Below are 12,631 nucleotides of genomic sequence, written 5' to 3' on the forward strand. Positions count from 1 at the left end.
ATACAATGAAATTTAAATTTCTATTTTTATTTTGTCTGGCTGTAGTAAACATTCAGGCACAAACTAAAAAACCTGCTGCAAAAGCAGCGCCTGCAAAAACGGTTGCTGCCGCAAACCCAAACGATGGTATTTTTGCAACAATTTCTACAACAAAAGGTGATATTGTATTATCACTTGAATATGTAAAAGCTCCTGTAACAGTAGCAAACTTTATTACTTTAGCAGAAGGTACAAATCCTAATGTAAAAGCATCTCTTAAAGGAAAACCATTTTACAACGGTTTAAAATTTCACAGAGTTATTAATGATTTCATGATTCAGGGAGGAGATCCTGACGGAAATGGTTCTGGAGGTCCGGGATATTCTTTTAAAGATGAATTTGTAGATGATTTAAAATTCGAAAATGGCGGTGTTTTAGCCATGGCAAATTCTGGTCCGGCAACAAACGGAAGCCAGTTTTTTATCACTCATAAAGATACTCCGTGGTTAAACGGAAAACATACTATTTTTGGTCATGTAGTTTCTGGAATGGACAATGTAAACAAAATTGTTCAGGATGATGTAATGACAAAAATTGTAATAACTCGTAAGGGAGATGCTGCAAAGAAATTCGACGCTTTAAAAGTTTTAAGTGATGACGTAAAAAAAGAGGCAGCTAAAAAAGAAGAAGCTAAAAAAGTAGTAGCAGCAAAAGCGGCTTATTTTGCAGCAACAAAAGCAAAAGCAACTACAACAGCATCAAATTTAAAATATGTAATTACAAAAAAAGGAACTGGCGTTAAAGGTGCTGAAGGTTCTAATATCTTTTTCCACTACGCTGGTTATTTTGAAGACGGAACTCTTTTTGACAGCAGTATTGCCGAAGTAGCAAAAACTTATGGAAAATACGATCCAAACAGAGATGCACAAGGCGGTTATAAAGCTTTTCCTTTTACAGTAGGTAAAAAAGACGGTATGATTCCTGGTTTTATTGAGGCTCTGGACATGATGACAGACGGAGAAAAAGCTATTTTCTTCCTGCCTTCTAATTTAGCTTATGGAGAAAAAGGTGCCGGAGGTGTGATTCCACCAAATGCTACTTTGATTTTCGAAATTGAAACTTATCAAAATCAGCCAGTGAAATAATCATTTCCTTAAAATATTTTAAAAGCCGTCAGATGAAAATCTTGACGGCTTTTTTATTTTCTCAATTCTGCCATATCTTCAAATTTTAATTAAATAGAGTATTCCAAATAGGCACAATGATAACGTTTGCGTATATTTTCTATTAATTCCTAAATAAAATAACTTACCTTTGCCGGCTTGAATTTTTTAAAACAAATAATCAAAATGTCACAAAATAACGTATTAAAAGGAGTATTTTTAGTTGCTTTAGGAGCTACAACTTACGGAATGTTAGCCACTTTCGTAAAAATGGCCTATTCAGAAGGATATACAACTGCCGAAGTTACAACCTCTCAATTTGTACTTGGAATTCTTGGCGTTTTGATTATAAACGGTTTTCAAAAGTTAAAAAATAAAGACAAAGTTGTAAAAGCTACTCCAAAAAACATTTTCAGTTTAATGCTTGCCGGAACTTCTTTAGGTATGACGAGTTTGTTTTATTATCTGGCTGTAAAATATATTCCGGTATCAATTGGTATAGTTTTATTAATGCAGACAGTTTGGATGGGAGTTCTACTTGAAATGATTCTTGAAAAAAAACTGCCTTCTAAACAAAAAGTAATTGCTGTATTTATTGTTCTTTTTGGAACTGTTCTGGCAACAAATCTTCTTAAAAATGATATTGTACTGGACTGGCGCGGTATTATGTGGGGAGTTTTGGCTGCAGCTTCTTTTACAACTACAATGTTTACTGCTAATAGTGTTGCTACAGAAATTTCTCCTGCACAAAGAAGTTTATTTATGCTTTTAGGCGGATCTGTTATCGTATTTACATTTGGATTTTTTACGCAGGTTACTCCTTTTAACCTGGAAATTTTCTTAAAATGGGGAATCATTCTTTCTTTATTTGGAACTATAATTCCTCCTATCCTTATGAATTTAGGTTTCCCGTTAACCGGAATTGGATTAGGAAGTATTGTTTCGGCTCTGGAACTTCCTGTTTCCGTAATGATGGCATTTGTTCTTTTGAATGAAAAAGTAATCCTGACACAATGGATTGGAATTATTTTAATCATTCTGGCTATCATTATTATGAATGTCAATTTTAAACGCAAAATTTAAGATTTTTTACGCCCAATTAAAAAAAACTGCCTTGTAATGTAATAAGTGTTAATTTTTTTTATAATTTCGACATAAACAACTCAATATCATGAATTTACCATGGCATTTATATGTAATGGCGGTACTTTATATACTTGCTGGTATTAATCATTTTCGCAAACCGAAAATGTATATTAAAATTATTCCGCCGTTTTTTAAAAATCCTAAATTATTAAACACTATTAGTGGAGCTGCCGAAATAATTCTGGGCATACTCCTATTATTCTCTCCTACAAGCCATTTTGCTGCGTGGGGAATCATTGCATTGCTAGTTGCTGTATTTCCTGCAAATTTATTCATGTTTCAAAATAAAAATGTAAGTTTTGGCTTACCAAAATGGATTTTATTTGTACGTTTGCCTTTACAATTAGTTTTGATTGTATGGGCATTTCAGTATACCCTATAAGAATCAAATCTATTAATCTAAAATTATTTTATTATGAAAAAATTGTTTGCAGAGTTCTTCGGAACTTATTGGCTGGTGTTTGGAGGTTGTGGCAGCGCCATTTTTGCGGCAGGATATCCTAATTTAGGAATTGGATTTGCCGGAGTTGCTTTAGCTTTTGGTTTAACGGTTTTAACAATGGCTTATGCTGTAGGTCACATTTCTGGCGGGCATTTTAATCCTGCGGTTTCGTTTGGTTTATGGGCAGGCGGAAGATTTCCTGCAAAAGATCTTATCCCTTACATTATTTCACAATGTATTGGAGCAATTGCGGCTGCGGGGACTTTATTTATAATCTGGACAGGAAAAGCAGGAAACGCTATTAATAATACACAAGCTGGTGCTTTTGCCTCAAATGGTTATGGCGCTTTTTCTCCTGATGGTTATTCTCTGCCGGCGGCATTTATTGCTGAATTTGTACTTACACTATTTTTCTTATTGATAATTTTAGGAGCCACTGATAAATTTGCAAATACAAGTTTCTGTGGTATTGTAATTGGTTTAGGACTAACTTTAATTCACTTAATCAGTATTCCTATTACTAATACATCTGTAAATCCTGCGAGATCTTTATCTCAGGCTGTTTTTGCAGGCGGAGAACCACTTTCTCAGGTTTGGCTGTTCTGGGCCGCTCCTATTTTAGGTGCAATTGTGGGTGGATTTATTTATAAATCACTGCTTCAAAATCACGCAGAAGCTTAAAAAAAATATTACAATTGAAAATTGAAAGAGAAAATCAAATATATTTATACTTGGTTTTCTCTTTTTCTTTAGATAAAATCGAAAAAGAAAAATTCATTCTAACTCAAATCTCAATTTGTTATGAACGATATTATTTCTTATTTCAGCACCATTCCCTCTTCTCACCGAAGCTTAATTTTAGTTGGCGGTATTACATTATTTTGGCTTATTGAAAATACGTTTCCACTTTTTCAAATGCAGTATAAAAAATGGCACCATGCAGGAATCAATATTTTCTTTACTATTACCACTATAATCGTAAACTTTATTTTGGCTTTTATTTTAATAAAAACAGCTGCCTGGACAACAGAAAATAATTTTGGATTATTGCACTGGCTTCCAGAAATACCTTTATGGCTTTATACTATTATTGGTTTGCTTTTACTAGATTTAATAGGCGCTTATCTTGTACATTTAATAGAACATAAAGTAAAGTTTTTGTGGCGTTTTCATCTTATTCATCATACCGATACCTGGATTGACACCACAACAGCAAACAGACATCATCCGGGCGAAAGTGTTATTCGTTTTGCCTTTACAACACTTGGCGTTTTAATCGTGGGAAGTCCTATGTGGATGGTTTTTCTGTACCAGTCGCTTTCTGTTGTGGCATCGCAGTTTAATCATGCTAATATTTCGCTTCCGGAGAAATTAGATGTTTTTTTAAGCTATTTTATTGTTTCTCCCAATATGCATAAGGTTCATCATCATTATGTGCTGCCTTATACAGACAGCAATTATGGCAATATATTTTCGGTTTGGGACCGACTTTTCGGCACATTTACTACTTTGCCAAAAGAGCAGCTAATCTACGGCGTCGATACGCACATGAAACGCGAAGAAAACAATCAATTGAAAAATTTACTGCAAATTCCGTTTCAAAAATCGAGGTCTTTTAAAAACGCTAAAAATCAATAAAAAAAAATATACCTGAGCGAAACAACTAATTATTTTTTTTATTAATATTGATATATAAAATGAAAATCAATCTATTAATCATTAACCCTCTATTTTGAATTAATTTTCACGAGATGAAAAAGAGTAACCGCAAAGAATTGAATTGGGAACAAACGGAAAAACTTGTTTCGTTAGCCTTAGAAGAAAGAAATCCATTTGAAATCATAAAAAAAGAATTTGGATTATCAGAAAAAGAAGTTCTTGAAATCATGAAGAAGAAAATGCCTCTTGAAAAATTTGAGATGTGGAAAAAGAAGGCTATTGCAAATAAACCAAAACCAAAACCGGTTAAAATTGATGATTTTGACGAAGATCTGGACGGAAAATATTATATAAAAAATAAGTTTGACTAAGATTTAAAACTCCTGTTTTCGGGAGTTTTTTTTATAATTTAAAATTCATTGTAACAATTAAACATTTTTTAAGTCAAATACACATAACTAAACATAGACAAATGAAAAAAATACTTTACACCTTAGCTCTTGCCGTAACACTTTGGAGCTGTAAAACAGGTAGTACTTCTGCCGGAAGTAATGTTGTAGGAGTCAACATTAATTTGGTTGATGTAAAAGACGATAAAGTTTTAGTAACGGTAACACCGCCAAAAATTAAAACTGATGAAATCGTTTACAGCATTCCAAAAACTGTTCCCGGAACATATTCTACAGATAACTACGGAAAATATTCTGAGGATTTTAAAGCCTATGATGTTAAAGGAAATCCTTTAACGGTAAAAAGACTTGACGACAATTCATGGTCTATTTCTAATGCAAAAGCTCTAACAAAAATCACATATCTGGTTAACGATACTTTCGATACTGAAAAAGGAACCGGATTTGGCAACGATGATGTTTTTTCTCCAGCGGGAACAAACATTAATGCAGGTGTAAATTTCATGGTAAATACACATGGTTTTGTAGGTTATTTTAAAGATTATTTAGAAACTCCGTACAAAGTTACCATTACGCATCCTGAAACACTTTGGGGCGCTACTTCAATGACAGACGAAGATGCAAGCAAAACAAGCGATGTTTTTACAACACCTCGTTATGCTGTTTTGGTAGAAAACCCAATTATGTATTCTAAACCTGATTATACAACATTTAACGTTAACGGAATGGATATTTTAATTGCTGTTTATTCTCCAACAGGAAAATTTACGGCAGAAAGTATTACTCCGGAAATGAAAACAATGATGACAGCGCAGAAAAACTTTTTAGGAAAAGTAAATTCTACTAAAAAATACACTGTTTTATTGTACCTGTCAAGTATGGCAAAAGACGATGCACACGGTTTTGGAGCTTTAGAGCACCCAACAGCGACAACAGTTGTACTTCCTGAAACTATGCCAAAAGAAAAACTGGTTGAATCTATGAAAGATGTAGTTTCTCATGAGTTTTTTCATATTGTAACGCCATTAACAATTCACTCAAAAGAAATCCAGTATTTTGACTATAATGCACCTCAAATGTCTGAGCATTTATGGATGTACGAAGGTGTAACTGAATATTTTGCCAATCTTTTCCAAATCAATCAGGGATTAATTGATGAAGCAGAATTTTACACTCGTATTGCTGATAAAATCGAGCAGGCAAAAAGCTTAGATGATACTATGTCATTTACTGTAATGAGTAAAAATGTTTTAGAGCAACCATATAAAGATCAATACTTAAATGTATATCAAAAAGGTGCTTTAATTGGAATGTGTATTGACATTATTATTAGAGAAAAAAGCAACGGAGAAAGAGGAATTCTTGACTTAATGCACAAACTTTCTGAAGAATACGGAGTAAATAAACCATTTAACGATGATGAGCTTTTTGCAAAAATTACTTCATTAACGTATCCTGAAGTAGGTGAGTTTTTAAACAAATATGTAAAAGGAACTACACCAATTCCTTATGATGTTTATTTAGCAAAAGTTGGCGTTACAAAAGCAAGCGAGAAAAAAGCGGCTCCTATTTTCTTAAAAGGACAAACGCCATATATTACAATTGATAAGCAGACAAAAGAAATTACTGTTCGTGCTGATATTGAGCCAAACGGATTTTTCAAAAATCTAAACTTAAAAGGCGGCGATAAAATTTTAGCGATAAATAACAAAGCGTATTCTTTAGAAAACATCTACGACTTAATTACCGAAAGTGAAAACTGGAAAGAAAACGATCCAATTACTTTAAAAGTAAAACGCGGCGGTAAAGAAGAAACAATAAAAGGAACTGTAAAATTACCATACGAAGAAACAGAAACTTTTAAAGCAACTGATGCTTCAAAAGAAAAACTTAAAAATGCATGGTTGAAAGGATAATCTTTTCAACGTTTAATAAAAAAACCGACACGTGATTGTCGGTTTTTTTTATTAGGCTTAACGCTTATTTCTTTACTGGAAATTTCCAGTCAAATTCATCTTTATTGTTGATGATTGCTCCAATTTCGAATTTTACAACCTCATCAAATTCAGTCTGCAGGATAAACCAATTATCTTCGTTAAAATAATTTTCGAAAGTATCAAATGTTTCCTGATTGTATTTTGTAATGCCTTTTGCTGCAAAATCCTTTTTAACATCAGCAATATTTCTTCCAATTAATTTAAATCCAAAAACTTCTAAATTACTGCTTGAAGCTACAATATATCCTAATTTAAGATCTTCTTCCTGATAAAAAGTTAATCTTGCTTTTAATGCATTGTAAACAAAAATAACATTATCATCTTCATCTTTATAGTTTTTATCAGGTTTCCCTAAAACGGCTGTTACATCATTCTGCTTCATTCCAAAAAGCAGTTTATCAATTCCTGATTTTAAATTTATTTTCATGTTTCGTTTTCTTTATTTAGAATGCAAATTTCGCTTTTTTTTCGCCACGAATTTCACGAATTACACAAATTTTACTTTACCAGATTAATTTTCATGAACTAGACTTTAATTAAATAACCTTCAATCTTTGTCAAAGTTTTAATCTTTGACAAAGATGATGCTGATTCTATGATCCAAAATTTTTGTTCGGTTTTGAACTCATGTAAAAAGTAATTTTTCCTCCATTTAAAACAGCAGAATGCTTTAAAAATGGTTTAGAAAGTTCTTTTCCGTTTAAAAGTACTTTTGAAACAAATACGTTTTTATCAGATTGACTTACTGTTGCAACTTCAAATGTTTTTCCATTTTCTAAATTCAGAACAGCATTTTTCAATAACGGACTTCCTAAAGCATATTCTTCAGAACCCGGTGCAACTGGATAAAATCCTAAACTGCTAAAAATATACCAGGCGCTCATTTGTCCAAAATCGTCATTTCCTCCCAAACCATCAGCTCCGTTTCGGTACATTTTTTTCAGGATCATTCTAATTTTATCCTGTGATTTCCAAGGCGAATCCGTCCAATTGTACAAATACACTACATGATGCGAAGGTTCATTTCCGTGAACATAATTTCCGATGATTCCGTCTCTTGTGATATCTTCTGTGTTTTCAAAATATTTATCTGGCAGATGCATATTAAATAAAGAATCTAAACGAACTTTAAACTTGTCATTACCTCCCATCATTTTTATCATATCTGCCGGATCCTGCGGAACGTACAAACTATAATTCCATGAATTTCCTTCAATAAAACCTTGTCCGTGCGTGTCAAGCGGGTCAAATTCTTTCTTAAATGTTCCGTCGTTTAATTTTGGACGCATAAAACCTGTTTTTTCGTCATACACGTTTTTATAGTTTTTCGATCTTTCTATAAATTCATTGTAAACGGCTGTATTTCCAAGTTTTTTTGCTGCCTGCGCAATCGCCCAGTCATCATAAGCATATTCTAAAGTTTTAGAAACCGATGCCCCGTTTTTATCCTCAGGAACATATCCTTTTTTCATATAATATTCCAGTCCGTCGAAATAAGGCACTTTTGCTGTATTCACGCAGGCTTGAAGCGCTTTTTGAGCATCAAAATTTCCATTTCCTTTTACAATGGCATCGGCAATTACAGAAACCGAATGATAACCAATCATACACCAGTTTTCATTTGCATAATGCGACCAGATGGGAAGCATTTTATGTACACTTTGATCAGAATGTGCCAGCATAGAACTAATCATATCCGAATTTCTCGATGGCTGTACAATATTAAATAAAGGATGAAGCGCTCTATAAGTATCCCACAATGAATAACTAGTGTAGTTTTTAAAATTTTCGGCTTTGTGAACGTTCATGTCCAGACCTTTATAATTTCCGTCAAGATCCATATATTCTGTTGGTCCAAGAAAAGCGTGATACATAGCAGTATAAAAATTCACTAAATCTTCTTTTTGAATGGTTTCAACCTGAATTTTATTTAGTTCTTTATTCCAGATTTCCTGACTCTGTTTTTTTACTTTTTCAAAATCCCAGCCCGGAATTTCTTTTTTCATATTTTCTAAAGCTCCCGCAGAACTTACCGGCGATAAAGCCATTTTTATTTTGATTTTTTCGCCTTCCTGAGTATCAAAATCAAAAAACAATTTTAAGTTTTGTCCTGCCATTTCAGGAAAGTTTTTCGTTTGGTCGAATCTTCCCCAAAAACCTCTGTAAACACTTTTTTCTAAAGGTGCCTGTCCGTAGCTTTTTATTGGTTTATTAAAAGACATGGCAAAATAAACAGTTCTCGTTCTCGCCCATCCGTTTGTCTGTCTGTAACCTGTAATCAAAGTATCGTTTTCAATACGAACAAAAGTCCATACATTTTTTTTATCGTAATTGTAAATCCCAGAAGTTAAATCGAGAATAATATGTGCTTCATCTGACTTTGGAAAAGTATATTGATGCATTCCTACTCTTGTCGTTGCAGTAAGTTCGGCTTTAATATTATGGTCTTCTAAAAGAACGCTGTAATAAGCCGGTTCTGCTTTTTCTGTTGAATGCGAAAACGCCGATCTGTAACCTGACTCTGGTTTTGAAGCAACTCCGGGATTTAGCTGCAGTTTTCCGGTTGTAGGCATTATTAGAAAATCTCCTAAATCAGAATGTCCTGTTCCGCTGAAATGCGTGTGGCTGAATCCAACAATGGTTTTGTCTTCGTATTGATATCCTGCACAGTATTTATAAACGTCTCCATTGTATTTTCCGTTTAAACTGTAAGCAATCGTATCGGTTTCCGGACTTAACTGCACACTTCCAAAAGGGACAGTTGCACCAGGATATGTATGTCCCATTTTTGCAGTTCCAATCATAGGATCTACATACTGAACTAAATTTTTAAGATTATCTGTTTTTTTCTGTGCTTTAACATTTACTGAAAAAGCAAACAGTAAAAAGCCGATTATAAAACAAAAATTAGATTTTAGCAGGATTTTCATGTGGTTTTATTAAGTTTTTTAAGTTTAGAAAATTACAATAAAATTACCCTTTTTAAAAATTTAAATTTTAAACTAATTTTCATTTGAATATCTTTGATTATCTAATAAACGCCAAAATGAAAAAAATAATTCTGCTTTTATTCTTCTTTTACTCCGTATTTACCTTTTCTCAAAAAATTGAAAGCTATAAACTTTCAAAAGAGCAAATTGTGCAAAGAGAACTTGATCAGGTTTCTGATTTTCCTATTTACAGAGCATTTGAGTTTAGTGATAAAGGCGGCGTATATGGTTTGGTTTTAGCCGAAAATCAAAAAAACATTTCTAAAAAAGATACTTTAAACACCAAAATTCAGGCAGTTTGTGTCATGAATGATCATGGCGGTTTTCTGGAAAAATGGAGAATCAATGATTTACTGGAAGATTATGAACCCAAGGAAACTAATATCTGGTTTTGGACAAAATACTGCACTACAAAAGATATTGACGGCGACGGCTATATTGATCCTGTAATTGTTTATGGATCTAAAACGGAATATGGTGAAATTCGACGTGTCAAAATTATAACGGTTTACAAGAATAAAAAATATGTAATTCGTGCTGTAGAATGTGATTTAGATTATTGCAGAAGTTTCAAAAAAGACAAAAATTGGAATATGCTTCCGCAGAAAATAAAAACCTATCTAGATCAATTGGTTGTTAAATTGAGAAAAGAACAGAATTTGATTTTGAAAGATGGATAAGATTAAATTCCAAATTTTTTAAATTCCAAATTCCAATTGAAAGTTCCAAAGGAACGGATAATATTGCAGTAACGTCCCGACATTTCGGAATTAATCCGTTGAAAAAAGGAACGTCGTAAATCTAAAGTTCCATAGGAACGGATAATATTGTAGCAACGTCCCGACACTTCGGGATTAATCCGTTGAAAGCGAAAACACCACGATTAAGAGTTCCGTAGGAATGGAAAATATTGCATCAATGTCCTGACACTTCGGGATTAATCCGTTGAAAAAAGGAACATCGTAAATCTAAAGTTCCGTAGGAACGGATCATATTTAAAATTAAAAAATGAGTCGAGCCGCTGGCTCTTTTTTCATTTGGGAATTTTATATAAAAAAACCGGATTAAAATCCGGCCCTACAATATTTATCGAGCCGATGGCTCTTTTTACCAAACTTGAAACTTCAAACTTTAAACTTCAAACCTGAAACAAAAAACCTTATTCACTCATTTCATCATAACGTTCCGGAACCTGTGGATCATAAAGCGGAAGTTTAAATTCTTCCATAACATCAACCAGTTTATTCATGGTTTTGCCTTCTGTTCCGTAGCAGTCAATTTTGATGCTTTGCGGCGTTGTAATAACCTGAAACGCGCCTTTCCCTTTTGGGTTTTTCCAGCTGTTTTCGTCTACTCTTTCCCAATCTGAAAAGACAGAATTAATTCTGTTTACGATTACTTCAATTTGAAGAACAGCAAGACCTTCTACTTCTTCTTTTTCAAGAAGTGCTTCGTAGACTTCCTGATTGTTAAGGTAAATTTCTTCTAAATATCTCCAAAAAAGTAATTCGTACATATTGGGTGTTTTTTTTTTAAACCATATAAGTTATATAAATTCATTTTAAAACTATATGCAGCTTAACAGAAATTGAGTTAATCGCTGATAAACTAAAATTTACTTATATAACTTATATGGTTTAAATATTTTTAATAATTGAATGTTCCGTATTCGCTTGTAATAGTAAGTTTTTTAGAATCTGAAGCTTCTACTCTACCTACAATTTGTGCATCAACATTAAATGATTTTGAGATTTCAATGATATCTTGTGCGATATTTTCAGGAACATAAAGTTCCATACGGTGACCGCAGTTGAAAACCTGATACATTTCTTTCCAATCTGTTTTTGATTGTTCCTGAATTAACTTGAACAATGGCGGAACCGGAAATAAATTGTCTTTTATAACATGTAAATCTTTTACGAAATGAAGAATTTTTGTCTGCGCGCCTCCGCTGCAGTGTACCATTCCGTGAATATCTTGAGGCGTATATTTGTCTAAAATTTTCTTGATAATCGGCGCGTAAGTTCTTGTTGGAGAAAGTACTAACTGTCCTGCATTTATCGGACTGTTTTCAACCTCATCTGTTAAATTCACCTGACCAGAATAAATTAATTCCTCTGGAACTGCTGCATCGTAACTTTCAGGATATTTTTTAGCCAGATATTTTCCAAAAACATCATGACGAGCAGAAGTCAATCCGTTACTTCCCATTCCTCCATTATAACCTTTTTCGTAAGAAGCCTGACCAAATGAAGCTAAACCAACGATTACGTCACCCACTTTTATGTTTGCATTATCTACAACATCGGCACGTTTCATACGAGCAGTTACCGTAGAATCTACAATAATAGTGCGGACAACGTCTCCAACGTCAGCAGTTTCTCCTCCTGTTGAATGAATGGTTACACCAAATGATTTTAATTCGTTGATTAATTCTTCAGTTCCGTTAATGATTGCTGAAATAACGTCGGCAGGAATTAAATTTTTATTTCTTCCAATTGTTGAAGAAAGTAAAATATTATCGGTTGCACCAACACATAATAAGTCATCAATATTCATGATTAAAGCATCCTGAGCAATTCCTTTCCAAACTGAAAGATCTCCGGTTTCTTTCCAATACATATAAGCCAAAGATGATTTTGTACCCGCTCCGTCTGCATGCATAATAAGGCAGTGCTCATTGTCCTGAGTTAAATAATCAGGAACAATTTTACAGAATGCCTGCGGAAATAAACCTTTGTCAATATTTTTTATAGCGTTATGTACGTCTTCTTTTGATGCCGAAACACCTCTTTGTGCATATCTTTTGCTAGAATCTGAACTCATGAAAATTAGTTTGTGTTGA

Annotated in this window: 12 protein-coding genes; 8 read left to right on the forward strand and 4 right to left on the reverse strand. The window is 33.3% G+C overall.

All coding sequences use genetic code 11. The features are described 5' to 3' along the window. Positions 1–5: 5 nt before the first annotated feature. The 7 genes from ABD859_RS13300 (at position 6) to ABD859_RS13330 (ending at position 6,715) form a co-directional block, all read left to right on the forward strand. Positions 6–1,124: a peptidylprolyl isomerase gene (locus ABD859_RS13300; RefSeq protein ID WP_345145037.1), complete on the forward strand. Its 1,119-nt coding sequence runs from the start codon at positions 6–8 to the stop codon at positions 1,122–1,124. A gap of 204 nt (positions 1,125–1,328) precedes the next feature. After that, positions 1,329–2,225 carry an EamA family transporter gene (locus tag ABD859_RS13305; protein WP_345145039.1) on the forward strand — a complete coding sequence of 299 codons (897 nt, stop codon included), beginning with the start codon at positions 1,329–1,331 and terminating at the stop codon, positions 2,223–2,225. Positions 2,226–2,313: 88 nt separating this feature from the next. After that, entirely contained in the window at positions 2,314–2,670 is a 357-nt protein-coding gene (locus ABD859_RS13310) for a DoxX family protein (RefSeq protein WP_345145041.1), read from the forward strand. Between the two features lie 33 nt (positions 2,671–2,703). Next, positions 2,704–3,411, forward strand: coding sequence for an aquaporin Z (gene aqpZ, locus ABD859_RS13315; protein WP_345145043.1), 708 nt, complete (start codon positions 2,704–2,706; stop codon positions 3,409–3,411). A gap of 120 nt (positions 3,412–3,531) precedes the next feature. Then, a complete protein-coding gene (locus ABD859_RS13320; RefSeq protein ID WP_345145045.1) occupies positions 3,532–4,368 on the forward strand; it encodes a sterol desaturase family protein in 837 nt (278 codons plus the stop codon). A gap of 113 nt (positions 4,369–4,481) precedes the next feature. Then, positions 4,482–4,760, forward strand: a complete 279-nt coding sequence (locus tag ABD859_RS13325) for a DUF2805 domain-containing protein (RefSeq protein ID WP_345145046.1) — start codon at positions 4,482–4,484, stop codon at positions 4,758–4,760. 101 nt (positions 4,761–4,861) lie between these two features. After that, the gene (locus ABD859_RS13330; protein WP_345145048.1) at positions 4,862–6,715 is read left to right on the forward strand and encodes a M61 family metallopeptidase; all 1,854 of its coding nucleotides are present in this window, start codon (positions 4,862–4,864) and stop codon (positions 6,713–6,715) included. A 64-nt stretch (positions 6,716–6,779) separates the two neighbouring features. Here ABD859_RS13330 and ABD859_RS13335 read toward each other — a convergent pair whose 3' ends face one another. Together ABD859_RS13335 and ABD859_RS13340 are read right to left on the reverse strand one after the other, a co-directional pair. Beyond that, entirely contained in the window at positions 6,780–7,223 is a 444-nt protein-coding gene (locus ABD859_RS13335) for a hypothetical protein (protein ID WP_345145050.1), read from the reverse strand. A gap of 166 nt (positions 7,224–7,389) precedes the next feature. Then, the gene (locus ABD859_RS13340) at positions 7,390–9,726 is read right to left on the reverse strand and encodes a GH92 family glycosyl hydrolase (protein ID WP_345145051.1); all 2,337 of its coding nucleotides are present in this window, start codon (positions 9,724–9,726) and stop codon (positions 7,390–7,392) included. A 116-nt stretch (positions 9,727–9,842) separates the two neighbouring features. Here ABD859_RS13340 and ABD859_RS13345 point away from each other — a divergent pair, with 116 nt between their 5' ends. Beyond that, on the forward strand, positions 9,843–10,466 hold the full coding sequence (locus ABD859_RS13345) for a M949_RS01915 family surface polysaccharide biosynthesis protein (protein WP_345145053.1): 624 nt from the start codon (positions 9,843–9,845) through the stop codon (positions 10,464–10,466). 479 nt (positions 10,467–10,945) lie between these two features. On the opposite strand, the gene ABD859_RS13350 is transcribed toward ABD859_RS13345, so the two are convergent. Together ABD859_RS13350 and ABD859_RS13355 are read right to left on the reverse strand one after the other, a co-directional pair. Then, positions 10,946–11,302, reverse strand: coding sequence for a hypothetical protein (locus ABD859_RS13350; protein WP_345145055.1), 357 nt, complete (start codon positions 11,300–11,302; stop codon positions 10,946–10,948). 131 nt (positions 11,303–11,433) lie between these two features. Next, positions 11,434–12,612 carry an AIR synthase related protein gene (locus tag ABD859_RS13355; protein WP_345145057.1) on the reverse strand — a complete coding sequence of 393 codons (1,179 nt, stop codon included), beginning with the start codon at positions 12,610–12,612 and terminating at the stop codon, positions 11,434–11,436. Positions 12,613–12,631: the final 19 nt, after the last annotated feature.

The organism is Flavobacterium ginsengiterrae, from assembly GCF_039539785.1.
GTDB lineage: Bacteria > Bacteroidota > Bacteroidia > Flavobacteriales > Flavobacteriaceae > Flavobacterium > Flavobacterium ginsengiterrae.

Bases quoted from the DNA above. Each gene is read 5' to 3' on its own strand.
- ABD859_RS13345 (WP_345145053.1), top strand. From the start codon at position 9,843: ATGAAAAAAATAATTCTGCTTTTATTCTTCTTTTACTCCGTATTTACC.
- ABD859_RS13355 (WP_345145057.1), bottom strand. From the start codon at position 12,612: ATGAGTTCAGATTCTAGCAAAAGATATGCACAAAGAGGTGTTTCGGCA.
- ABD859_RS13335 (WP_345145050.1), bottom strand. From the start codon at position 7,223: ATGAAAATAAATTTAAAATCAGGAATTGATAAACTGCTTTTTGGAATG.
- ABD859_RS13320 (WP_345145045.1), top strand. From the start codon at position 3,532: ATGAACGATATTATTTCTTATTTCAGCACCATTCCCTCTTCTCACCGA.
- ABD859_RS13325 (WP_345145046.1), top strand. From the start codon at position 4,482: ATGAAAAAGAGTAACCGCAAAGAATTGAATTGGGAACAAACGGAAAAA.
- ABD859_RS13340 (WP_345145051.1), bottom strand. From the start codon at position 9,726: ATGAAAATCCTGCTAAAATCTAATTTTTGTTTTATAATCGGCTTTTTA.
- ABD859_RS13305 (WP_345145039.1), top strand. From the start codon at position 1,329: ATGTCACAAAATAACGTATTAAAAGGAGTATTTTTAGTTGCTTTAGGA.
- aqpZ (WP_345145043.1), top strand. From the start codon at position 2,704: ATGAAAAAATTGTTTGCAGAGTTCTTCGGAACTTATTGGCTGGTGTTT.
- ABD859_RS13350 (WP_345145055.1), bottom strand. From the start codon at position 11,302: ATGTACGAATTACTTTTTTGGAGATATTTAGAAGAAATTTACCTTAAC.
- ABD859_RS13300 (WP_345145037.1), top strand. From the start codon at position 6: ATGAAATTTAAATTTCTATTTTTATTTTGTCTGGCTGTAGTAAACATT.
- ABD859_RS13330 (WP_345145048.1), top strand. From the start codon at position 4,862: ATGAAAAAAATACTTTACACCTTAGCTCTTGCCGTAACACTTTGGAGC.
- ABD859_RS13310 (WP_345145041.1), top strand. From the start codon at position 2,314: ATGAATTTACCATGGCATTTATATGTAATGGCGGTACTTTATATACTT.